Below are 23924 nucleotides of genomic sequence, written 5' to 3' on the forward strand. Positions count from 1 at the left end.
AAAACCACACTCGAGGGCGAATTTATGCGTCGTTAGCGTGCGAATTAAGCAGCTTTTCTACTTCAGCCATAAAATGAGTGAGGCCTTCTTCATCAATTTCATTGAATCGACCGATATTTGGACTATCAATATCCAACACGCCAGCCACTTCCCCATTGATAGTAAAAGGAATAACAATTTCTGAATTACTTGCTGCATCACAAGCAATGTGACCTTCAAATGCATGCACATCGTATACTCTTTGTACGCTGTTAGTTTGTGCAGCAGTACCACAGACGCCTCGTCCCATTGGGATACGAACACAAGCAGGCTTACCTTGGAAAGGACCGAGCACCAACTCATCACCTTTCGTTAGGTAAAAACCCGCCCAATTCAGGTCTTCAAGTTCCATAAATAGAAGAGAGCTGATGTTGGCAAGATTTGCGATGTAGTCTTTCTCTGATTCGATAAGCGCAACTGCTTGCTTGGTAAGTCTTTGGTATTGTTCTATGTTCATATTAACTTCCTACTTTTTATTTAGGCTTCCATTCTGTTGGTATGGCGCTAAAATGCAGCCCTACTTTTTAATAGGACTTATTCTCAATTACAATGAATCCGAAAAACGACACTATTAGCCGTTCTTGGTTGATAACACAAGTGAAAAAGCACAAGTCCAAGCTGATTCTAGCGAACTTGATAGCTGTACTTGCGACCTTGATTAGTGTTCCAATCCCTCTTCTTATGCCTCTCATGGTGGATGAAGTCTTATTGGACAAACCGGCATCGGGCTTAGCAGCAATGAACGCGGTTTTACCTGAAGCGTGGCACACACCTACGGGTTATATCTTCTTTACTCTGTTCTTGGTTGTGCTGATGAGGGCAGCAAGCCAAGGGTTTAATATTCTTCAAAGCCGACAATTTACCTTGGTTTCAAAGACAATCACCTTTGAAATGCGAAGTAAAATGATCGACAAGCTTGGTCGTATTAGCATTCGACAGTACGAAACAAAAGGCAGTGGTGGCATCAACGCTCACCTTATCACCGACATTGAGACCATTGATAAATTTATTGGTTCTACATTAGCTAAATTTGTTATCAGCCTACTGACGGTGATTGGTACAGCTATCGTGCTACTTTGGCTCGATTGGCGTCTGGGTCTGTTTATTCTTCTCGTCAACCCTATTGTCATTTACTTCTCACGTAAGCTGGGAAGTATGGTTAAGCACCTTAAGCGCAAAGAAAACCATTCATTTGAGATTTTCCAGAACCGCTTAGTCGAAACTCTTGACGGCATTTATCAACTACGAGCGGCTAATAAAGAGCGAGAGTTTCTCCAGCAGTTAAAAGGCAGCGCTGACCAAGTTCGTATCGATGCTGACAAGTATGCATGGCAATCAGAGGCTGCGGGACGTGTCTCTTTCCTTCTGTTTTTAATCGGTTTCGAGTTGTTCCGCGCGGTTGCAATGCTAATGGTAATGTTCAGTGACCTTACTATTGGTCAAATTTTCGCGGTGTTTGGTTACCTTTGGTTTATGTTGTCTCCTGTTCAAGAACTATTGGGTATCCAATTCTCTTGGTACAGCGCAAAAGCGGCACTTAAGCGAATTAATGATCTACTCGAATTGGAAGAAGAACATAGACCTGTTTCGAAAGTAAATCCTTTCAAAGAAAATCGAGAGGTTGATGTAAAAATTGAACATGTTGATTTTTCATACAACAATGAAAACAAGGTGTTGGATGATCTCTCGTTGCACATTCCTGCTGGTAAGAAAGTGGCGCTTGTGGGTGCGAGTGGTGGTGGTAAATCAACCCTGATTCAATTATTGATCGGCGTTTACCGTCAGAATTCTGGTTCTATCCGTTTTAATGATGAGTTAACAGAAGACATCAGCTTTGAAGTAATACGCGACAAAATTGCCGTGGTTTTACAACAACCTATACTATTTAATGACACCTTAAGGCATAATCTGACCCTTGGTGGTGACTTTGATGAAATGTCATTATGGCGAGCACTAGAAGTCGCTCAGCTTCAGGACGTGATTTCGCAACTTAACCACGGATTGGATACTCAAATTGGTCGTAATGGTATTCGCCTATCCGGCGGTCAGCGTCAACGCTTAGCGATTGCACGTATGGTGCTGAGCAACCCACAATTTGTTATCCTAGACGAAGCAACGTCAGCACTGGACACCGCAACTGAAGCGGCTTTGCATAAGGCGTTAACGGAATTCTTACGCGGTCGAACGACTCTTATTGTCGCCCATCGCTTATCGGCGGTGAAGCAAGCAGATTTGATTTATGTGCTTGAAGATGGAAGAGTGACGCAAACAGGTACCCATGGTGAGCTCGTTGAGCAAGAAGGCTTATATCAAACCTTATATGGTGGCATTCAGTCCCACGCTTAAACCATTCAGTTTAGAGAGGTCGTTGTGACCTCTCTGTCTAAACACGCCATGCAACCGAATAGCGTCCGCTTGTGCCAAGGTTGCGAATTGCCTGTCGATATCGTCGATCTACCTAATGGCAAAAATGCACATTGTCCACGTTGTGGTACTCAGCTCTATCGTGGTGGTAGTCCTAGCCTATCTGGTAATCTCGCTATCGCTGTTACTTGTATTCTACTTTTTATACCTTCGCACTTTTTTAACTTCATCAGTATTCGGCTATTCGGTGTGATGATTCCGGCGACACTGCCATCTGGAATGATAACGTTATTTCAAGAGGGCTTCGTCCTCCTTTCTATCCTCATTCTTTTTTGTAGTTCTCTTGCCCCACTTATTGTGTGCAGTTCTGTCGTAACGGCACATTGGTCGTTGCATAAACGTTGGTTTAAAGGGCTTCGCGTTTCATTATGGTTAATCCAACACCTAAAACACTGGGTAATGTTGGATGTGTTCCTTGTGAGCATCGCAATCTCTTGTTTTAAGCTGCAAGATTACTCCGATATTTTTGTTGGACCGGGCTTAATTGGTCTTGTTCTATTACAAGTTTTTACGGTTCTGTTGATCTCTCGCATTAGTGTTCGTCGTTATTGGGAAGCATGGCAACCTGAAAACAGTTACGACTTCGAACACAAAGATGTGCATTGTCACGAGTGCCACTTATCGCAACCTGAAGGCGAAAACTGCCATCGTTGCCATCACGCGCTTTACCACCGTAAACCAAATTCTATCCAAAAAACGTGGGCATATTTAATTGCAGCGACGATTGCGATCTTCCCTGCCAACTTGATTCCGATTTCAATTTTGCTGACAAACGGTAAGCGCTTGGAAGACACTATTTTTTCAGGCGTGGCAGGCTTAGTTAAAAACGGTATGTACGGAATCGCGGTTATCATTTTTGTTGCCAGTATCGTCGTTCCTGTGGCTAAGATTCTCGGCCTGACTTACATCTTGTTATGTATCAAATTCAAACGTTCGGTGTTTAGAAGACAACGAATGATGGTTTACTTTGCAGTAAAATGGATCGGCAAATGGTCAGTGATGGATTTGTTTGTTATTTCTATCATGATGACGTTGGTCGATCGTGGACAAATTCTCGACTTCACACCGGGTTATGGCGCTGTTGCGTTTGGTCTGGTGGTCGTTTTAACAATGCTTGCGGCGGAGAGCATTGACCCAAGGCTTATTTGGGACCAAGCCCCAACACAATCAGAAAAAGAGTCAATTAATGAGTGATCAGAACAGTTCTCAAACGTCATATGTGCCAGATGTAAAGAGGAGTAAAGGTATTTCTCCCCTTTGGTTGTTGCCGATTTTGACTATGGTCTTAGCTGGCTGGCTTGTTGTGAAATCAATTCATGACGCAGGACAGCGTGTACAAATCTATTTTTCCGATGCTGCGGGTTTGGTCGCTGGACGAACCACTATCCGCTATCAAGGTTTAGAAGTGGGAATGGTGCGCGACATTAACCTGTCTGAAGATTTAGGCAGCATTTATGTCGACGCTGATATCTACCCTGAAGCGACGAAACTGCTGAACGATAAAACGCGTTTCTGGTTAGTAAAACCAACAGCAAGTTTAACCGGCGTGTCTGGTCTTGATGCGTTGGTTTCTGGTAACTACATTTCTATCCAGCCAGGTGATGGTGAACAGTTTGAAACCACTTTTCATGCTTTGGAATCGGCTCCTACCGACTTACGAGTCACTCAAGGTCTGAACATTAAGTTGAAAAGCCGAGACTTGGGCGGCGTTTCTATTGGCTCGCAAATCGTCTACAAAAAGATTCCGATTGGTGAAGTGTTCAGCTATCAACTGAATGATGATGCGAAGTCCATAACCATTCAAGCCAATATACAAGAGCAGTATCAGCACCCTACTTGGTGGCGCTATTGCTGTTGACTCGCCAGATGATGGCGAACCCGTTGAAGAGAATACCGAGTTCCGTCTTTATAAAGACCTTAAAACTGCGGGGCGCGGTATTCCAATCAAAATCGCGCTTCCTGATGACAACAAAATTAGCGGCGAAGGCGCACCTATCATGTACCGCGGGATTGAAGTAGGACAAATCACCGATTTAAGCCTATCTGAAGGTCGTGAAGTGATTTTAGCGTCTGCTGCAATCCAACCTGCTTTCAGCGATATGTTGACTTCTGGCACACGTTTTGTTCTTGAAGAAACAAAAGTTTCCCTTTCTGGTGTTGAGAATATCGCAAACCTTGTCCGCGGAAACTTTTTAACCATCGTCCCGGGTGAAGGTGAAAGATCTCGACGATTTACTGCCATTCGCCAGAATGTATTTAATCAGCAACAGCAGAAGTCGATTGCAATTCGCCTCGTTTCTGATAACTCCTTTGGCTTAGACAGCGGTGCAAACGTACTTTACAAAGGCATTGTCGTTGGCTCGATCATTAAAGTCGGTTTGCTTGATGAAAAACAAGCGCAAGCGGCAAAGCATGAAGTGTTCATGGATGTCCTTATCGACAATGAGTACAAGCATCTAATAAAATCGAACAACCGTTTCTACGTGACAGGCAGTGCTTCTGCAGAACTTACAGAGTCAGGATTGAGTGTCACAGTACCTCCAGCTAAGCAGCTTCTCACTGGTTCAATCAGCTTCGTTAGCCAAGGACAAGAACAAATCCAGAAAGAATACCAATTGTTCCAGAGCGCTTCTCTAGCGGAGCTTGCACAGTACAATCAATCTGGCTCTAAGACGCTGACTCTCTTTGCATCTGAGTTACCACCGATTTCTAAAGGTAGCCCTCTGCTCTACCGCAATTTGCCAGTTGGCAGCGTATCTGATTTCAATCTGGTCGATGGTGGCGTGATCGTCAAAGCAACCATTGAAAATCGATACGCGCACTTACTCAGTGAACAGACGGTATTTTGGAACCGTTCTGGTGTAGAGATTGATGCCTCTCTTGCTGGTATCACCGTCAAAGCTCACCCTCTTAAAACTTTGATCAAAGGTGGTATTGCTTTTGACTCCATTCCGGGCATTGAGAATAAAGTGGGTCAACGTTGGAAGCTATACAACGATCAGAACCAAGCACGTAAGTTTGGTCGAGTTATCGCGTTAGAAACCGATGGCAGTCAAGAAGTAACCAAAGGTATGCCAATTAAATATCAAGGTGTTAAGGTCGGTGAAGTTACTCTAGTCGTTCCAAACTTTCGTCGTGAAATGGTGGAAGTCACCGCGCGCATTCTTCCTGAATATGTCGACAATATCGCCGTTACCGGGTCACACTTCTGGCTAACGGAACCTGAAATTGGGCTGGGTGGCGTGAAGAACTTAGGCGCGTTAGTATCAAAATCCATCAGTGTTGAACCTGGTAATGGCGCCGCGAAATTCAAGTTTGATTTAGCGAAAAGCCAGCAAGCACAACAAGGAGTGTCATTCACACTGCAAAGTGAGCAACGTGGTTCAGTTCAAGTTGGAACCCCTATCCTATATCGACAAATGGAAGTAGGCAGTGTAACGAGTGTCAGCTTGGGTGAGTTTGCTGATCGAGTGGTAACAAAAATCGAGATAAAGCCCGCATATGCATATCTTGTTCGTCAAAACAGTGTGTTCTGGAATGTCTCAGGCGTAGATGTCTCTATTGGTCTAGGAGGCGCAAACATCAAAGCAGGTACATTTGACAGCTTAGTTCGTGGCGGCATTGCTTTCTCAACCCCTGAGCAATCACAAATTCCACCAGCGGCAAAACAAGGGCAATCTTTCTACTTATACCCTCAAGCAGAAGAGAGTTGGACTCAGTGGCGCACTGCTATTCCAAAACCATAGTGCTTTTAGAGAAAATTATCGACGTAAAGAGCAGCAATCGCTGCTCTTTTTTATTGCTCAAACCTTGCTGGCTATTCGTTTCTGATCCGCTTTCGTATATTATTTGCGGCAAATTCTGCAATCGAGACTTCACTTTGCATTCTAACGTTTACATCCCAGAAGCTTTTCTGGAAAAAATCCAAACTATTCTCCCTGCTCACCTCAACATGGAAGACTTTATCGCGTCGTGCCAAAAGCCATTACGCAAAAGTATTCGTGTTAATACGTTGAAGATCAGCGTAGAAGCGTTTTTGGAACGTGCAGAATCAAAAGGCTGGACGCTTTCTCCGGTTCCTTGGTGTGATACGGGTTTTTGGATCGAAGCGGATGAATCGGTTGTTGTCCCACTAGGTAACACTGCTGAGCACATGTCAGGGCTATTTTATATTCAAGAAGCAAGCTCAATGATGCCTGTCTCTGCCCTGTTCATGGATGATGAATCCTACGACGCGGTTCTCGATACCGCAGCTGCCCCTGGTTCTAAAACAACGCAAATTGCTGCGTTGATGAACAACGAAGGCGTTTTGGTCGCGAATGAATACGCCGCGAGTCGTGTAAAAGTACTTCATGCCAACATAGAGCGTTGTGGCGTGCGAAATGCGGCGCTAAGTAACTTCGATGGTCGTGTGTTTGGTGGCTGGCTCCCAGAACAATTTGACGCGGTTCTATTGGATGCGCCATGTTCTGGTGAAGGTACGATTCGAAAAGACGAAGACGCAATGAAGAACTGGACGCAAGCGTCGGTGATTGAAATTGCAGACACACAAAAAGATCTGATTGAAAGTGCTTTCCACGCTCTTAAGCCAGGTGGCGTGATGGTTTATTCAACCTGTACGTTGAGTACCGAAGAGAACCAACAGGTTTGCCATCACCTTAAAGAAACTTTTGGTGACGCAGTTCAGTTCGAGAGCTTAAAAGATCTGTTTGAAAATGCAGAAGCGGCGTTAACAGAAGAAGGCTTCTTACATATCTTCCCTCAGGTTTATGACTGTGAAGGCTTCTTCGTAGCTAGAATTCGTAAGCTTGCAGCAGTAGAAGCGCCACAAGTAAAAAAACGTATGGGTAAATTCCCATTTGTAAAAGCGTCTAACAAAGAATCAGCAGAAATCGCTAAGCAGTTACAAAACACGATGGGCATCGAACTACCAGATGACAGCACGGTTTGGATCCGCGATAAAGACGTTTGGCTTTTCCCTGACGCGCTAGAACCTATGATTGGCGAATTACGCTTTTCGCGTATGGGCATTAAAATCGCCGAAGCGCACAAAAACGGTTACCGCTGGCAACATCAAGTGGCAACTGCTCTAGCAACTGGTAACGAGAAAAACACAATTGAGTTAACGATTGAAGAAGCTCGAGAATGGTACATGGGTCGCGATGTTCGCCCGCAAAACATTCCAACAGATATGAAAACGGGTAAAGGCGAAGTGCTCGTGAAGTACGAAGGCGCGATTATTGGTCTTGGGAAATGGGTAAGTAACCGCGTTAAAAATGGTCTTCCACGTGAATTAGTGCGAGATAAGAACTTATTTTAGTAGCAAAGTGAAATACTATAAATAAATGAAAAGCCATCGTATTTACGATGGCTTTTTGGTTCTAAAGCATGATTGGAACTGGGTTCACTAGCGATCCGAGTGCCCTGTACTAAACTGAATGTATCAAAGCATCGCTTTGAAACGGCATTTCTCTCTATGTTTAACCGACAATATGTGTTGGTCAAAAAGTTTAGCGCAGGCTCTATAAAGGAGCCGTTTCCCCTAGGCCCAAAATAAGGACGAGTTTGGGCCATTTTTTTGACTGATGCATTCCCTATATGAGCTATACCCAAGTGACTTCAAGATGCAGGATTCAGAGCGTTGTCATTGATTCGAGAGTAAGGAAAACAACGCAGTGTAATAGCTAGCTCTTTCCAAGTTGTTTGACGTAGCAATCGGGTCAATGACACGCTCCCAAAGGGCGAGCTGCCTTGGCTTGTATACTTTGTTGCCGATTCTTGATTTAGAATGACTAGATCTTTAAATCGCCGCCGCGTCTACAAACCAAGTCATTCTCGCTGAACCTAGCATCTCGAGGTTACTTGGGTATAATTACCCAAAAGGAAAAACTCACTAGTCCACCAGCCAACACTATTTTCATCAGCTGTGAATCTGTTTACTCGGCTAAACGGATACCGTCTTTTTCAATAACGATCTTACCTGCTTTGTACAAGCCACCAATGGTTTTCTTGTAAGTACCTTTACTGGTGCGGAACGCTTCAAAAATCGCTTCAGGAGAAGATTTATCGTTTAGAGGCAAGAAGCCGCCTTTTTTTTCTAGTAACTCAATCACTTTACTAGAAAGATCATCCATCTTCGCTACGCCAACTTTTTGTAGCGCTAGATCAATCTTGCCATCTTCACGAACTTGCTTAATGTAACCTTTCAGCTTCTTACCAATAAACAGCTTACCGAACACATCCGATGGGAAGATCATGCCCCAGTGTTCGCCGTTCACGATGGCTTTATAACCAAGTTGGCTACGCTCTGCGATAATCAGATCAACTTGCTCATTCACTTCGTAGTTAGCCGGCGTTTTATCTAGCCATTTATTGAACTTAGTTGTACCTACAATACGACCAGATGCCTTATCTGTATAAACGTAAACTAGGATATTTTGACCTGCAGTAAAGCGAGCGCGTTGCTCACTGAATGGGATAAGAAGGTCTTTTTCTTTAATACCCCAGTTTACGAACGCACCAGTCTTATTGATGCCTTCGATCTTCATTAGTCCCCATTCGCCGACTTGAGCGATTGGTTTATCAATGGTCGCAGCTAGCTGACTTTCTGAATCAAAGTAAAGAAATACATCTAGGTGCGCGCCAAGTTCTGTACCTTCAGGTACATACTTATTAGGCAGCAATACAGAACCGTAGTCTTCGCCATCCAGAAATACGCCAAAATCAGCCGTTTTAATGACTTCTAAGCTGTTAATTTGACCAATTTTAATCATCGAATTTGTCTCTTTTTAAATTTACAGGGAATTATACCCAAACTAACAAGAAAATCAGAGAGAAAAGCAAACCTCTCTGTTATGCTGTGTTAGTTCAACAATTTATCCTAGTCCGATCTTAAGTTAATTCAATTAACGGACGCTTATGGGTATAGGATGCTTTAGCAAAATCAGGAGCTTTCCTTGGTCACTGTCGACAAACAAGACTCGGTAACTTTAAAAATTAGCCATGCGTTGGCAAAGAGTAAAACGCTCGACCTTGATATCTATATTTTCATCCCTGGTGAGTTAGGTTTAAATTCCGACATCATCAGTGAGTCTGAGTTCTACTACACTTCGATCACGCAAAAACGATCTTATTACAGTACTGAAGTACTGCTTCCTTTGGTCCACAGTCGCCTAGCCAAACGTGGACGCTTATCTAACCGTCAGTACCGTGTAAGTTTGAGTTTGTTTGCGTATCAATACGTTATCGCGCTCGACAAAGCTGTTGCCGCACTAAATAAACATGAGAGTGACAGCGTCACGGCAGAGGAAGTAGATGAAGTCATTGAACTGACGCTCGACATCCTTAAACGTCTTCGCCGTTCGATTCCTTATGAGGAAAACCTTAAGCGCTACTACGTTAACATCGATAATTACTTGTCTTGGTACACAGAGCAAAAATTCCTATCCCTTGTTGCTCACCTGCCTCGTGAAGGAGATTACAGCACGATCAAGGAACGCTTGATTACACTGTGTGAGAAAGAGCAAGCGCACCGAAAGCTAAACAATTACAACTCTGCAAGCGTTGTTGAAGATGTGACTCGTTTATCGAACAAAATGCGTTTGTTAAGACGTTTGATTGAACACCCTATCGTTTTGAGTGAAAAAACGATGTCGATGGGTAATAACATCAAACGAGCGATTAAAGGCATCGCAACAGGTCTGGTGATGGTGGTCGTGACGAGTACCGTTATTCTTGCCCGAGATTACTTAGGAGAGATTTCTGCATCTTTCATCATCGCGATGTCGTTTATCTACGCCCTACGTGAAATCTTTAAAGATGACCTGCGCGACGCTATGTGGCGTTGGATCCGCAAAGGTAAGCCAAAGTGGCGTAAGAAGTACATGGACCCAACGACAAAGAAAGTTGTGGGTCGTAAATTGGAATGGTTAGATTACCGTTCTCTTTCAAGCCTACCTGATCGTATTCAGAACATTCGTAAAAAACGAGTTGTTCAACGGGAAGAACAAATCCTTCACTATCATGCGAAAACAGAGATGGCGACATCATTGTTCTTAAGTGGTTACGAGCAAACTCGTGAGACATTAAACATGAGTTTACGCCCGATTATTCGTTTAATGGACAAAAGCTCGAACCGCGTATATCGATTAAACGAAGGGCAAGTGAGTAAGGAATCTGTTGAGAAACGCCACTTGCTCAATGTGATTGTCAAAGAAGACAACCACACCGATGAACCTGTTTACTATCGTTGGAAAGTGGTTTTAAACCGTTCGAAGATTGTGTCTATTGAGAAAATAGAATTGAACTAGAACGTCATAAGTCGTTATTGAGAAATTAAGCAGCTTGTCTTTGAGCTGCTTTTTTTATGGAAAGCGTCAAGGAAAACTCCGCCATTGGTTCGTCACCATTAATACTTGGACACAATGCGGTGATCTTAACATCTCGATTGATACGTTCACCTGTTTCTAGAGTCATACGAAGCATTTCATCAATCAAAGGACCATCGTAACATACAAAATGCACATCGCCTTCAGGGCGTTTTAAAAACTCAGCCGTTACTCCTTTAAATGCCAGAGAAATGCGCTCCCCTTGTTCTTGGGCCTTACTCATCGCAAGAAAACCACCTGCCACATCAGCACCAACGGCAAGCGCGCCAAAATACATGCTGTTAAGATGATTCTTGGTTCTTCTTCTCAGTGGGATTCTAACCTCCACATGTTGATCATCGATCGCAAGAATTTTCGGGCGGCATAACCAAATGAGCGGAACTTTTGAAAAACCGAATAAGTTGAGATAAAGGTTTGCACGGCGAACAGCAGATAACATTTTGGTCTCCTTACCAAACTAGTCTGACCAGTTAATCAATGAAGCACCAAAATGTCAAAGAATTGTTAATAACAAATCGATCTAGCTACGGAATTTCGCAAACGGTTTCTTTCTATCGAGTTCTAAAGTTGGATATGAAACACCCAGAATACCTAGCCTCCAAGCTTCTTTTTGCAAAAATACGTGTTATCGAATAGAAAAAGTAGTTATAAATTCAAACGACTATGTATTGATCTCCTTATCGGTTTTTGTCATTTATACATAACTATCATTAATGAATAGCCACAGCATTACATACATTTCGGTATTTAACAGATAAGAATCCCGTGAAACGGTTTATTCCTAACTATAATTCCGTTATCTTTACCGCTTCGCAATAGAGAATAAAGCTATAACATGCCTATAAAAACAGATGAATTGAGAACCCAACCTTTGGGTCCAATGCCGACACCCGCAGAGCTAGGCAGCGTACATCCAATCACTGATGATGTAGCTGATCGCATCGCTCAATCTCGTCGTCAAATTGAAAAGATTTTAACTGGTGAGGATGACCGTATCCTTGCTATCGTTGGTCCGTGTTCTGTGCACGACACTGAAGCGGCAATCGATTACGCAACTCGCCTTGCGAATATCCAAGATAAGTACAAAGACGAGCTATTTATCGTAATGCGTACTTACTTTGAAAAACCTCGTACTGTTGTTGGTTGGAAAGGTCTTATCACTGACCCTAACCTAGATGGCTCATACGCACTTGAAGCGGGTCTTCATAAAGCACGTAAACTGCTACTGGATATCAACAAGCTTGGTCTTGCTACAGCTACTGAGTTTCTTGATATGATCACAGGTCAGTATATTGCAGATCTGATTACGTGGGGTGCAATTGGCGCTCGTACGACTGAGTCTCAAATCCACCGTGAGATGGCTTCTGCTTTATCTTGTCCAGTAGGCTTCAAGAACGGTACTAACGGTAACGTAAAAATCGCAATTGATGCGATTCGTGCGTCTAAAGCATCACACTACTTCTACTCTCCAGATAAGAATGGGCGTATGACGGTATACCGCACTAGTGGTAACCCTTATGGTCACATCATTCTTCGTGGTGGTGAGAAAGGTCCTAACTTTGATGAAGCGTCTGTAAAACAAGCGTGTGATGCACTTGCTGAATTCGACTTACCACAACGTTTGATTGTAGACTTCAGTCATGCGAACTGTCAGAAGCAACACCGCAAACAAATTGATGTTGCACAAGACATTTGTGAACAAATTAAATCAGGCAGCACTCGCATTGCGGGTATCATGGCAGAGAGCTTCATTATTGAAGGCAATCAGCCAATGACTGATATTAACAACCTAACTTACGGTCAATCGATTACTGACCCATGTCTAGGTTGGGATGATACTGAAACGATGCTAGACATGCTGGCAGCCGCAGTAAAATCCAGTAAGTAATTTCCCTATAACAAGATAATCAAGGAATCTTCATGCCATCGTTTGATATTGTTTCAGAAATCGATACCGTTGAACTACGTAACGCGGTTGATAACGCTAACCGTGAACTGTCTACTCGTTTCGATTTCCGCAATGTGAATGCGAGCTTTGAGCTAGTAGAAGAAAATGTAAAAGTGTCAGCAGAAGGCGAGTTCCAGCTAAAGCAAATGCGTGACATCCTACGTAGCCACTTGGCGAAGCGTAACATTGATGCGAACGCTATGGATGCAAAAAATCCAGAAGCGACGGGTAAGAACTGGCACCAAAACATTGCGTTCCGCCAAGGTATCGATACGCCTACCGCGAAAAAGCTAGTTAAACTAATCAAAGACGCGAAGCTTAAAGTTCAAGCATCTATCCAAGGCGACAAACTGCGCGTAACGGGTAAGAAGCGTGACGATCTGCAAGCAACGATTGCAACGATCCGTGAAGCTGAGATGGGTATCCCATTCCAGTACAACAACTTCCGTGATTAATTGCGCTCTCCTACTCTCTTAATGTAGAGAATGAGAACAGTGGAATAAAAAACGCCGGCGAGATATTCGTCGGCGTTTTTGTATGTGTTGTGAGTAATCTAAGCGTCTATTTTTGATAACTAATTTAGATAACGAACTTGTATCTAGATAACAAAGCTTAGATTACCAAGTCTTGCCCTTGCAGAAGTGAAAACTCACTTGTTCCATAAGGAACGAAGATACAAACACGAAGCTTCTCTTCTTTGGCTTTTCTGAGCATATCTGAGAGCTCTGTTGCACTCGAAAATGCCTCACGCTCCGCATCTCTTCTTACTAACTCCATCACATTTGCTTCGCATTTGGTTGAGTGAAGCGCTAACTCCGCCTGCTGCATGTAGCGCACGGCTTTAATAGGCAGCATTTCAACGTCTTTACCTACCTGAATCCAAGTGCAGCTTCCTGTCTCGTCTAATGGCTTAGTCATGGTTTCTTGATAGATGGTTTCCAGCTCACGGTTATCACGTGCATTTTCCACCTCGGGGTGCGAAAAGTAGTTCTCCCAAAATTTACGACGCAAATCGACACTTGGTAATGCCTCTTTAATAGAGTTACGTTTTGAGTTGGCGAACTCTGCCATCAGTCCCATATTTTGCGGCAGGATGGCTTCTAGCTTTTCACGGATGTTTCGGATCAATACTGGAGATGCACCGCCACTCGAGATGGCAATTTGAATACGACCGCGGTTAATCATCGAAGGCGTAATGAAATCACAATAAGGTTTGTCATCGACGACGTTTACTAAAATACCTAACTCTTTTGCGTCTTTATACACTTGATGGTTAAGCTCCGGGTTATCCGTTGTCGCCCATACTTGAATGAATGAGTTAGTGACAATGTCACTTGAATAAAAACGTTGAATCCATCGCACTTGCTGCTCTTGAGCAAGCTTATCAAGAAAGTCGACAAGGCTTGGGGAGACAATCGTGACGTCTGCTCCGGCTTTGAGCAATGCTTCCACTTTGCGGCTTGCTACTTCACCGCCACCAACAACCAATACTGGTTTATTTACTAAATCTAAGAACAGAGGAAAATATCGCATTTCAATCCATGATCACTTCAAATAACTGTCTAAATTCATGCTACCAAAAATGGGGCAACCACTTCACCTTGTTTCGGCTTCACAAATAATTTTTGTTCAAATTTTCGGCTGACATAGCCACCCTACACTAATGACACTTTTAATAACAAACTTTTATCCTTCTGTTTTAATCACTCTTTTATCGATTGTTCTGATGCACCAATCTGGCAATTAGTTGCACTATTTACAAACAATTAACATTTCGTCATCCTAAATCGCAAGGCGCTTTGTGACTTCTCTCCAAAACTCTTTTTAAATTATATATTTGAGAATTAGCAAATCCTTTCCTACGCTTATAACTGATTGATTTAGCGATTGCCGTTTCTTCGAAAATCAATCATGTAGGACGAAAACACTAACGAATTGGACACGTTGTATCAGGTCGCTCCTGATTAAACATGGATCATACAGGAAGGATACAAATGGCAAACAAACTAACAGTTCTTGCTTCCGTCGTAGCGGCTTCTACTGCAATGATGGCTACCTCAGCTCAAGCAGCAGACACTACTCTGGACAAAGTCACGAAACAAGGCTTCCTTACTTGTGGCGTAAGTACCGGTCTACCTGGTTTCTCAAACCCTAACTCAAAAGGTGAATGGGAAGGTATCGACGTAGAATATTGCCAAGCACTGGCTGCAGCCGTTCTTGGGGATAAAACAAAAGTTAAATATGTACCCCTAACCGCGAAAGAACGATTCACTGCGCTTCAATCGGGTGAAATCGATGTGCTTTCACGTAACACCACCTGGACTCTACACCGTGATACGGCTCTTGGTCTGAACTTTGTTGGCGTAAACTATTACGACGGTCAAGGTTTCATGGTTAAGAAAGATCTTGGTGTTTCAAGTGCGAAAGAACTTGATGGCGCATCAGTTTGTGTGCAGTCAGGTACCACTACCGAGCTTAACCTTGCGGACTACTTCCGTAACCAAGGTATGGCGTATAAACCTGTAGTATTTGATACGGCAGCGCAAACCTCTAAAGGTTTTGATGCTGGTCGTTGTGACGTACTAACGACAGACCAATCTGGTTTGTATGCGCTACGTCTGAACTTGAAAGACCCTTCTTCAGCTAACGTTCTTCCTGAAATCATCTCTAAAGAGCCTCTAGGTCCTGTTGTACGTCAAGGTGACGATCAATGGTTCAATATTGCGAAGTGGACTCTGTTTGCGATGGTGAACGCGGAAGAATACGGCATTACCTCTAAAAATGCCGATGAGATGTTGAAATCAAAAGATCCAAACATCAAACGTATTCTTGGCGTAGATGGTCCGAAGGGTAAAGGTTTAGGCATTCGCGACGATTGGGGCTACCAAGTGATTAAGCAAGTTGGTAACTACGGCGAAAGCTTTGAGCGTACGGTTGGTACAGGTTCACCTCTGAAGATTTCTCGTGGTGTGAATGCACTTTGGAATGCGGGCGGTTTCATGTACGCACCACCAATCCGCTAATACAACGATTATCACAGGGCGGTTTATGCCGCCCTTTTTCGTGAGTGAATCTATAAATAAGGGTTTGAGGTTATCGCTGTATGAAACCGACGAATGATACATCGCCAAGTACGATGTCCAAACCAAGCGGAAGTAAGAGCCTGATTTATAATCCAGCTTTTCGTTCCGCTATTTTCCAGATCATTGCCGTAGCTGCACTGGTATTTTTCTTTTACACAATCATTAATAATGCACTGACGAACCTTGATGCCCGTGGTATCGCAACAGGTTTTGGTTTTCTTAATCAAGAAGCAGGCTTTGGTATTGGTCTGACTCTTATCGAATACGACGAAACGTTTTCTTATGGGCGTACTTTCGTCGTTGGTCTACTCAATACGGCGCTGGTTTCAGTGTTAGGTATTGTCCTAGCAACCGTTATTGGTTTTGTTATGGGTATCGCTCGTCTCTCATCAAACTGGTTGGTGAGCCGATTAGCAGCGGTATATATTGAAACTTTCCGAAATATCCCACTACTTCTGCAAATCTTTTTCTGGTATTTCGCGGTTCTTCAAGCTCTACCATCACCAAGGCAAAGTATGAGCCTTGGCGAAGCTATCTTTTTGAATGTACGCGGGCTGTATTTCCCTGCACCTGTCATGGAGGCTGGTAGTAGCTTCGTCGTCGCGGCACTAGTCATAGGTATCATCGCAAGCATTTTGATCAATGTATGGGCGAACAACAAGCAACGTTTAACAGGTCAACAAACTCCGATGGGTCGCATCGTATTTGGCTTAGTAATCGCGCTTCCTTTAGTGGTTTACTTCCTTGCTGGCATGCCAATTTCTTTGCAGTACCCAGAATTAAAAGGTTTTAACTTCCGAGGTGGTATCAGTATCATTCCTGAACTGGCTGCACTTCTACTTGCGTTAAGCGTCTATACTGCATCGTTTATCGCAGAGATTGTACGCTCTGGTATTAACGCTGTGAGTCATGGTCAAACTGAAGCAGCAATGTCGCTTGGTTTACCACGCACAAAAACTCTGAAGCTGGTCGTGATCCCTCAGGCATTACGTATCATCATCCCTCCTCTTACTAGCCAATACCTGAACCTAACAAAGAACTCTTCCCTGGCAATGGCGATTGGTTACCCAGATTTGGTTTCTGTGTTCGCAGGAACTACGCTGAACCAAACTGGACAAGCGATCGAAATTATCGCGATGACCATGGGCGTTTACTTGACGTTGAGTTTAATCACTTCTGCGTTAATGAACTTGTATAACCGTAAAGTTGCGCTGGTGGAGAGATAATATGAGTACACATCAATTTCAGCCTGATCTCCCGCCGCCAGCAAACACTGTTGGTGTCGTAGGTTGGCTACGCAAAAATCTATTCAATGGACCAATCAACTCCATCGTGACGTTGATTCTGGCTTATATCGTATTTTCTGCTCTTTGGAACATTGTTGATTGGGCGTTTATCAATGCAGACTGGGTTGGCACAACGAGAGACGACTGTACACGTGAAGGCGCATGTTGGGTCTTTATTAGCGTCCGTTGGGAACAGTTCATGTATGGCTTCTATCCGGAAGCGGAACTCTGGCGCCCTCGCCTGTTCTACATCACATTGGCGATTTTTACTGCGCTACTTGCTTATGAGAAAACGCCGAAACGCATTTGGATTTGGTTGTTCTTCGTAAACATTTACCCATTCATTATTGCAGCCTTGCTTTATGGTGGAGTATTCGGTCTTGAAGTGGTTGAAACGCACAAATGGGGTGGTCTACTAGTAACCTTGATCATTGCACTCGTTGGTATCGTCGTCTCCCTTCCAATCGGTGTTGCGCTTGCCCTGGGTCGACGTTCAGATATGCCAATCATCCGCAGTATCTGTACTGTATACATCGAAGTGTGGCGTGGTGTCCCACTCATTACTGTACTGTTCATGGCATCAGTGATGTTACCTCTGTTCTTGGCTCAAGGCTCAGAAACTGACAAGCTAATCCGTGCACTTATCGGTGTGGTTATGTTCAGTGCGGCTTACATGGCAGAGGTGGTACGTGGTGGCTTGCAAGCGATCCCGAAAGGACAATATGAAGCGGCAGACGCTCTCGGTCTTACCTATTGGAAGAAGATGGGACTGATCATTTTGCCACAGGCGCTTAAGATCACTATCCCTTCTATTGTGAACACTTTTATCGGTCTCTTTAAAGACACCAGTCTTGTGCTTATTATTGGTATGTTTGACGTACTGGGCATTGGGCAAGCTGCGAATACCGACCCTGAATGGCTAGGCTTCGCAACAGAAAGTTATGTATTTGTCGCGTTAGTGTTTTGGGTATTTTGTTTTGGCATGTCACGTTACTCGATATGGCTTGAAAACAAATTGCATACCGGTCACAAACGATAACTCATCAAGATCAAGGACGTATTATGACGCAACAACAAGATTATATGATCCAGTTGAAGGACATGAATAAGTGGTATGGTGAGTTTCACGTACTAAAGAATATCAATCTAGACGTTAAGAAAGGCGAAAAAATCGTCATCTGTGGACCATCCGGATCTGGTAAATCGACCATGATTCGCTGTATCAACCGTCTGGAAGAGCATCAAGCTGGCAGCATCTATGTGTCGGGTACTGAACTTACAGAAGACCTGAAAAACATTGAGGCGGTTCGTCGTGAAGTGGGTATGTGCTTCCAGCACTTTAACCTTTTCCCTCATCTAACGGTTTTGGAGAATTGTACGCTTGCCCCTATCTGGGTGAAGAAAATGCCAAAAGAAGAAGCCGAAGCCATCGCAATGCAGTACTTAGAGCGCGTTAAGATCCCCGATCAAGCGGACAAGTATCCGGGGCAGCTCTCCGGTGGTCAGCAGCAACGTGTAGCCATTGCTCGTTCTTTGTGTATGAGCCCTAAAGTGATGCTGTTTGATGAACCAACTTCTGCACTGGACCCAGAAATGGTGCGTGAAGTACTTGACGTAATGGTAGAACTGGCGGAAGAAGGCATGACCATGCTATGTGTAACGCACGAGATGGGCTTTGCAAAAGAAGTCGCCGACCGAGTCATCTTTATGGACGCGGGGGAAATCATCGAAGAAAACAATCCTGTCGATTTCTTTGAGAACCCGCAATCGGATCGTACACAGAACTTCTTGGCTCAGATTCTTCACCATTAAACGCATTCTGAACACCGAGATAACCGACAAAGCGCTGAACTAAATATCAGCGCTTTTTCTTTACTCTCATACTGGCAAACAGACCATGTTACGAAAGTCCAGTTGATTCAACGCGTTGTAAATTTGCGCAACGTTACAACATTCTGCGTGAACTGGTCTTCAGAGCTTTGAATAATAAGCCTTTCTCCGCTAGGCAAGGCGGTAATATTGTGTTACAAGTTGCCACATACATAACACATTATTTCTATTATTATTTTGTTCTAGATGTACATGTGGCGGGCTTGATTTTTTGAACTATCGGGCCCATATATGTCTATATATTAAAGATAAGACAGTCCCTTATAGAGGAAGATTATGAACAGTCCTATGTTTTCTCGCACTACTACTCAAGAGAGTGCTCTACAAACCAACAAAGTATTGCGTAATACATATGCACTACTTTCTATGACTCTACTATGGTCAGCACTGGTTGCTGGCGTATCGATGGCGTTTAACCTACCACGTCCAGGTATCATCCTAATGTTGGTCGGTTTCTACGGTCTACTATTCCTGACTGAAAAGAACCGTAACAACAGCATGGGTCTTGTATTTACATTCCTATTTACGGGTTTCTTAGGTTACACCATCGGTCCAATTCTAAACATGTACATCGGTGCTGGCATGGGCGACGTTGTGCTAACAGCACTTGGCGGTACTGCTCTGTCATTCATGGCAGCTTCTGCTTACGCACTGACAACTAAGCGTGACCTATCTATGATGGGTGGTCTAATGCTGTCACTGTTCGTAGTTCTAGTTGTGGGTATGATTGCGAGTATCTTCATCCAATCTACTATCCTGCACCTAGCAATGAGCAGCTTGTTTATTGTTTTCTCTACCATGGCAATCCTGATGACTACTCAAGGCATCATCCGTGGCGGCGAAACAAACTATATCTCTGCGACAATTACGCTGTATGTTTCAATCTACAACATCTTCATCAGCCTACTAAGCATTCTAGGTATCATGAACGACGACTAAACCGTCAGATTGAATTGAAGCTCCAAAAAGCCCGAAGTTGTACTTCGGGCTTTTTCTTTGCACCTTACCTTGTGGATGTTACCTTCCTTTTTACACCGCCCCTTCAAACAACAAATTGAATACTCATGCAAAAATAGAAATACTCACCCCGAGAATTTTCTAACAACCTGCATAGGTTTACATTTTATTGCATAAATCAAAAGGTGTAAGCTTAACGATTATCGCCCACAGTTTAATATGTTGAATCGTATGAATTTAATTCGCTCAGTCGACTCAACAGATTCTTTTGTTGAGCACAAGCCAGCCTCTACGCTACCCTATACTTATCAATGGTTACTTAGCGGAAATAGAGCTATGTTCGTTTATAACGGCAAAGAAATTGAAACTGATGCTCAAGGCTACCTACTTGACCACACACAGTGGGAAGAAGGCATGATAGAGCTTCTAGCAAAAGAAGAAGAAATTGAACTGACAGAGGCGCATTTGGAAGTGGTTCACTTCGTGCGTGATTTCTATGAAGAGTTCAACACATCACCAGCTGTAAGAATGCTGGTTAAAGCGATGGAAAAAGCGCATGGTCCAGAGAAAGGAAACAGCAAGTATCTGTTCAAACTTTTCAAGAAAGGTCCTGCAAAGCAAGCGACTAAGCTAGCTGGTCTGCCAAAACCTGCTAAATGCTTATAAACCGCCCGCCTCAACGCCACGTCGACAAGCCCAGCGTGTAAAGCTGTTGCTTATCGAGTTACTGCGCTTGGAGCTATAAGATCTTAAATCCGCGGAAAGGCTTATAAGACACACTCTCTTGAGTGACACTGTCAACCGTTGCCGTCCGCGGACCATCTTCCAACCACTTAGAAAACGCCGCGATTTGTTCATCGGTGCCACAGGCAATTACTTCAACATCTCCGTTGTTTAAGTTCTTCGCGTACCCGGTTAAACCCAGTTTCAAGCCTTGATGTGATGTGTGGTATCGAAATCCTACACCTTGTACGTGACCTACTATCAGAAACTTCTCACACTTTAGTACCATCCGTATACCGCTCCCTAAATTTGAGTGATATATTATTTCCGTCTATTTACCCCACTAAGGATAGTGGGTTTTTATATGGTTATAATAATTATGAAAGAAATTCCTTTCCGTTGGATTGACAAATATCTCATCCATTTAAAGATTCAAGAAAAGTTCTACCTACTCTTCTTGCTCCCTCTCATCGCATTAGTCATCCTAACTCTCGTTTTGAACAGTGCCGCAGACTCACTCATTACTGACTTATATCAGGAAGAGTTGATATTAATGAAAGGTCTTATCGAGGCAGGCAATCTCTCGCAATCTCAAGTTGCTAGCCTAATCTCAAGTTCAGATACGATTGCTTTCGGTACAGGTCCAGAAGCTGTTTCTGTTATGAATGGGGCTTTTAGTCTCGTTGCTAACCACGAACAGTCGCTATGGACAGCACTATCTACAACGCAAGTAAGCATTATTCTTATCACTCTGTTTATCATTGCAATGGGCGTTTACTACATCATGACGTTCATCGGTGGTGCGATGTTCACAATGAACAAAGCACTAAACACATTGGCAAACGGCGATTTAACTGCTCGTATGAACTTTTTCCCTGTTCGTGACGAGTTTAGTGAGATTGCTATTACGATCGATAAAGTTGCCGATCGTGAACAAAAGATGGTTCAGTCGATTCAGGAGTCTGTGGCGCTTATGCAGCAAATCAGCTCAGATCTAAACCTATCTATTCAAAACAGTTCTGAAATCTCTAACACGCAACAAGAGCACTTGAATTCGCTGGCAAGCGCAACAGAGGAAATGGCATCAACCATTCGCGAAGTAGCAACGCTGGCTCATGACTCAAGCACTCAAACTGATGATGCTCGCAGCGTCGCTCAATCAGGTCAGGTGAAAGTGGAAAACACGCTTCACTCTATCTCCAACCTTTCCACTGAGATCCAATCAGCATCTCAAGCGGTAGAAGAGTTAGATGCAAACGCGGCGCAGATTGATGAAGTGGTAACAACCATCAACGGTATCTCTGAACAAACGAACCTCCTTGCGCTAAACGCAGCCATTGAAGCGGCGCGTGCTGGTGAACAAGGTCGTGGTTTCGCAGTCGTAGCCGACGAAGTCCGTGCTCTTGCTGGCAGGACTCAACAAGCAACCGTCGAAATTCAAGCAATGATTGAAGCGCTACAACGTAACAGTCAATCACTGACTAAGTTGATGGAAGTAACAGTTCACAATGCGAATGAAGGTCAAACTCTAATGGCCGAAGTGAATCAAGAGATTGGCTCACTTGCAGACAAGAACCAAACTATTTCTGACAGCAGCGTTCAAATCGCTACGGCAGCTGAAGAACAGGGCGTAGTGGCTGACAACATTGCATCGAGTGTTGAAGAGATCCGCATTCAAGCTAACAATGTGTGTACGATGATCAGCACCACATCTCAGAATGTCGAGCAGCTTCGTGCCCAAAGTGACACTATGGAATCACTGCTGACTGGCTTGAAAGCTTAATCACATACACTAATAGCTAGGGTCACTTCGGTGGCCCTTTTTTGCGCCTGGAAAACCCGTCCGTTATTCCACTCACAAGTTTATAATTAAAGCCTCTACAAATGATTGGATTGTCGATGGATATTGCTTTTGCGGGCAACATCCCGGACAATACGCCCCTTTCAAAATTCAACAAGAGCTAAAGAAATGACAGCTGCTATCTATTTGGTTAAAGGTCGTGAGAAATCGGTTAAGCGTAAGCACCCATGGATCTTCTCTCGAGGCATCAGTAAAGTTGAGGGCGAACCTGCTCTTGGCGAAACCGTTGATGTATTTACTCACGACGGGAAATGGCTAGCTAAAGCAGCATATTCTCCAGCTTCTCAAATTCGTGCTCGTATTTGGAGCTTTGAAAAAGAAGAGATCAACAAAGCATTCTTCGTTAAGCGCTTCAACAACGCTCAGCTTCTTCGTGAAGACGTTATCGACCGCGACGGTCTTACTGGCTACCGCCTTATCGCAGCAGAGTCTGATGGTATGCCAGGTGTTACGATCGACCGTTACCAAAACTTCTTTGTGTGTCAGCTTCTAAGTGCAGGTGCAGAATACAACAAACAAGCTATTGTTGATGCGTTAGTTGAGTGTTTCCCTGGTTGTAACGTTTACGAGCGTTCTGACGTCGCGGTACGTAAGAAAGAAGGTCTTAAAGAAACAATCGGCGTATTGCACGGTGAAGAGCCACCAAAATCAGTGGTAATTGAAGAAAACGGCGTGAAGATCAGCGTAGATATTGTTGGTGGTCATAAAACTGGTTTCTACTTAGACCAACGTGATAGCCGTCAACAAGCGATGAAGTACGTGAAAGATAAAGAAGTTCTCAACTGTTTCTCGTACACAGGTGGTTTTGGTCTGTACGCGCTAAAAGGTGGCGCGAAACGTGTTATTAACGCAGATGTATCACAACCTGCTCTCGACACAGCAAAATTCAATGCAGAGCTGAATGAGTTTGATATCTCTAAGAAACGTGCTGTATTCCTAAACGCCGATGTGTTCAAACTGCTACGTGAATACCGTGACCAAGGTACGAAGTTCGACGTTGTTATCATGGATCCACCGAAATTTGCTGAAAGCAAAGCACAACTAAATGGCGCGTGTCGTGGCTACAAGGACATAAACATGTTGGCCATGCAAATTCTAAACCCTGGTGGCACGCTACTTACCTATTCTTGCTCTGGTCTGATGGACCAAGTTCTGTTCCAAAAAATTATTGCCGATGCCGCAGTAGATGCAAATCGCCAAGTAAAATTTGTGGAACGTTTCGAACAAGCAGCGGATCACCCTACTGATACCGCTTACCCAGAAGGTTTCTACCTAAAAGGCTTTGCGTGTAAAGTCCTTTAATCGCTGGCTATTTTAGATTCAAAA

At 43.7% G+C, this 23924-nt stretch carries 19 protein-coding genes and 1 pseudogene; 15 read left to right on the forward strand and 5 right to left on the reverse strand.

What is annotated here, in order from left to right:
* Positions 1 to 22: 22 nt before the first annotated feature.
* The gene (locus OH459_RS16140; protein ID WP_005446801.1) at positions 23 to 496 is read right to left on the reverse strand and encodes a GAF domain-containing protein; all 474 of its coding nucleotides are present in this window, start codon (positions 494 to 496) and stop codon (positions 23 to 25) included.
* A 92-nt stretch (positions 497 to 588) separates the two neighbouring features.
* On the opposite strand from OH459_RS16140, the gene OH459_RS16145 reads away from it, so the two are divergent.
* The 4 genes and pseudogenes from OH459_RS16145 to rsmF all read left to right on the forward strand — a co-directional run bounded on the left by OH459_RS16145 (position 589) and on the right by rsmF (position 7783).
* Positions 589 to 2385 carry an ABC transporter ATP-binding protein gene (locus tag OH459_RS16145; RefSeq protein ID WP_005446800.1) on the forward strand — a complete coding sequence of 599 codons (1797 nt, stop codon included), beginning with the start codon at positions 589 to 591 and terminating at the stop codon, positions 2383 to 2385.
* 24 nt (positions 2386 to 2409) lie between these two features.
* Entirely contained in the window at positions 2410 to 3657 is a 1248-nt protein-coding gene (locus OH459_RS16150) for a paraquat-inducible protein A (protein ID WP_026000329.1), read from the forward strand.
* A pseudogene (locus OH459_RS16155) lies at positions 3650 to 6209 on the forward strand (MlaD family protein). Before OH459_RS16150 ends, OH459_RS16155 begins: the two are co-directional and overlap by 8 nt.
* A gap of 134 nt (positions 6210 to 6343) precedes the next feature.
* Positions 6344 to 7783, forward strand: a complete 1440-nt coding sequence (gene rsmF, locus OH459_RS16160; protein ID WP_269987674.1) for a 16S rRNA (cytosine(1407)-C(5))-methyltransferase RsmF — start codon at positions 6344 to 6346, stop codon at positions 7781 to 7783.
* Between the two features lie 616 nt (positions 7784 to 8399).
* Here the strand turns inward: rsmF and OH459_RS16165 are convergent.
* Positions 8400 to 9236, reverse strand: coding sequence for a CvfB family protein (locus tag OH459_RS16165; RefSeq protein WP_005446795.1), 837 nt, complete (start codon positions 9234 to 9236; stop codon positions 8400 to 8402).
* A 183-nt stretch (positions 9237 to 9419) separates the two neighbouring features.
* Between OH459_RS16165 and OH459_RS16170 the strand changes: the two genes are divergently transcribed.
* Positions 9420 to 10772, forward strand: a complete 1353-nt coding sequence (locus tag OH459_RS16170) for a hypothetical protein (RefSeq protein WP_005446794.1) — start codon at positions 9420 to 9422, stop codon at positions 10770 to 10772.
* A gap of 25 nt (positions 10773 to 10797) precedes the next feature.
* On the opposite strand, the gene OH459_RS16175 is transcribed toward OH459_RS16170, so the two are convergent.
* On the reverse strand, positions 10798 to 11289 hold the full coding sequence (locus OH459_RS16175; RefSeq protein WP_017818121.1) for a DUF4442 domain-containing protein: 492 nt from the start codon (positions 11287 to 11289) through the stop codon (positions 10798 to 10800).
* A gap of 396 nt (positions 11290 to 11685) precedes the next feature.
* On the opposite strand from OH459_RS16175, the gene OH459_RS16180 reads away from it, so the two are divergent.
* Positions 11686 to 12738, forward strand: coding sequence for a 3-deoxy-7-phosphoheptulonate synthase (locus tag OH459_RS16180; RefSeq protein ID WP_005446791.1), 1053 nt, complete (start codon positions 11686 to 11688; stop codon positions 12736 to 12738).
* Positions 12739 to 12770: 32 nt separating this feature from the next.
* On the forward strand, positions 12771 to 13253 hold the full coding sequence (locus tag OH459_RS16185) for a YajQ family cyclic di-GMP-binding protein (protein ID WP_005446779.1): 483 nt from the start codon (positions 12771 to 12773) through the stop codon (positions 13251 to 13253).
* Between the two features lie 157 nt (positions 13254 to 13410).
* On the opposite strand, the gene OH459_RS16190 is transcribed toward OH459_RS16185, so the two are convergent.
* Positions 13411 to 14331 (reverse strand): precorrin-2 dehydrogenase/sirohydrochlorin ferrochelatase family protein, encoded by a 921-nt coding sequence (locus OH459_RS16190; protein WP_005446778.1) that lies wholly within the window; start codon positions 14329 to 14331, stop codon positions 13411 to 13413.
* A gap of 461 nt (positions 14332 to 14792) precedes the next feature.
* Between OH459_RS16190 and OH459_RS16195 the strand changes: the two genes are divergently transcribed.
* From OH459_RS16195 to OH459_RS16220, 6 genes are all read left to right on the forward strand, one after another.
* On the forward strand, positions 14793 to 15821 hold the full coding sequence (locus OH459_RS16195; protein WP_005446777.1) for an amino acid ABC transporter substrate-binding protein: 1029 nt from the start codon (positions 14793 to 14795) through the stop codon (positions 15819 to 15821).
* Positions 15822 to 15901: 80 nt separating this feature from the next.
* Entirely contained in the window at positions 15902 to 17107 is a 1206-nt protein-coding gene (locus OH459_RS16200) for an amino acid ABC transporter permease (protein WP_005446776.1), read from the forward strand.
* A gap of 1 nt (position 17108) precedes the next feature.
* The gene (locus tag OH459_RS16205) at positions 17109 to 18206 is read left to right on the forward strand and encodes an amino acid ABC transporter permease (RefSeq protein WP_005446775.1); all 1098 of its coding nucleotides are present in this window, start codon (positions 17109 to 17111) and stop codon (positions 18204 to 18206) included.
* A gap of 23 nt (positions 18207 to 18229) precedes the next feature.
* Positions 18230 to 18979, forward strand: a complete 750-nt coding sequence (locus OH459_RS16210; protein ID WP_005443945.1) for an amino acid ABC transporter ATP-binding protein — start codon at positions 18230 to 18232, stop codon at positions 18977 to 18979.
* 354 nt (positions 18980 to 19333) lie between these two features.
* Positions 19334 to 19996, forward strand: coding sequence for a Bax inhibitor-1/YccA family protein (locus tag OH459_RS16215; RefSeq protein ID WP_005446774.1), 663 nt, complete (start codon positions 19334 to 19336; stop codon positions 19994 to 19996).
* A gap of 354 nt (positions 19997 to 20350) precedes the next feature.
* A complete protein-coding gene (locus OH459_RS16220; protein WP_005446773.1) occupies positions 20351 to 20680 on the forward strand; it encodes a TusE/DsrC/DsvC family sulfur relay protein in 330 nt (109 codons plus the stop codon).
* 73 nt (positions 20681 to 20753) lie between these two features.
* Here OH459_RS16220 and yccX read toward each other — a convergent pair whose 3' ends face one another.
* Positions 20754 to 21026: an acylphosphatase gene (yccX, locus tag OH459_RS16225; protein WP_005446772.1), complete on the reverse strand. Its 273-nt coding sequence runs from the start codon at positions 21024 to 21026 to the stop codon at positions 20754 to 20756.
* A gap of 90 nt (positions 21027 to 21116) precedes the next feature.
* Here yccX and OH459_RS16230 point away from each other — a divergent pair, with 90 nt between their 5' ends.
* Both OH459_RS16230 and OH459_RS16235 read left to right on the forward strand, forming a co-directional pair.
* The gene (locus OH459_RS16230; protein ID WP_045489065.1) at positions 21117 to 22520 is read left to right on the forward strand and encodes a methyl-accepting chemotaxis protein; all 1404 of its coding nucleotides are present in this window, start codon (positions 21117 to 21119) and stop codon (positions 22518 to 22520) included.
* A gap of 186 nt (positions 22521 to 22706) precedes the next feature.
* A complete protein-coding gene (locus tag OH459_RS16235) occupies positions 22707 to 23900 on the forward strand; it encodes a class I SAM-dependent methyltransferase (protein WP_269987675.1) in 1194 nt (397 codons plus the stop codon).
* Positions 23901 to 23924: the final 24 nt, after the last annotated feature.

The organism is Vibrio sp. MM46 (genome assembly GCF_027587135.1).
Taxonomy (GTDB): domain Bacteria; phylum Pseudomonadota; class Gammaproteobacteria; order Enterobacterales; family Vibrionaceae; genus Vibrio; species Vibrio harveyi.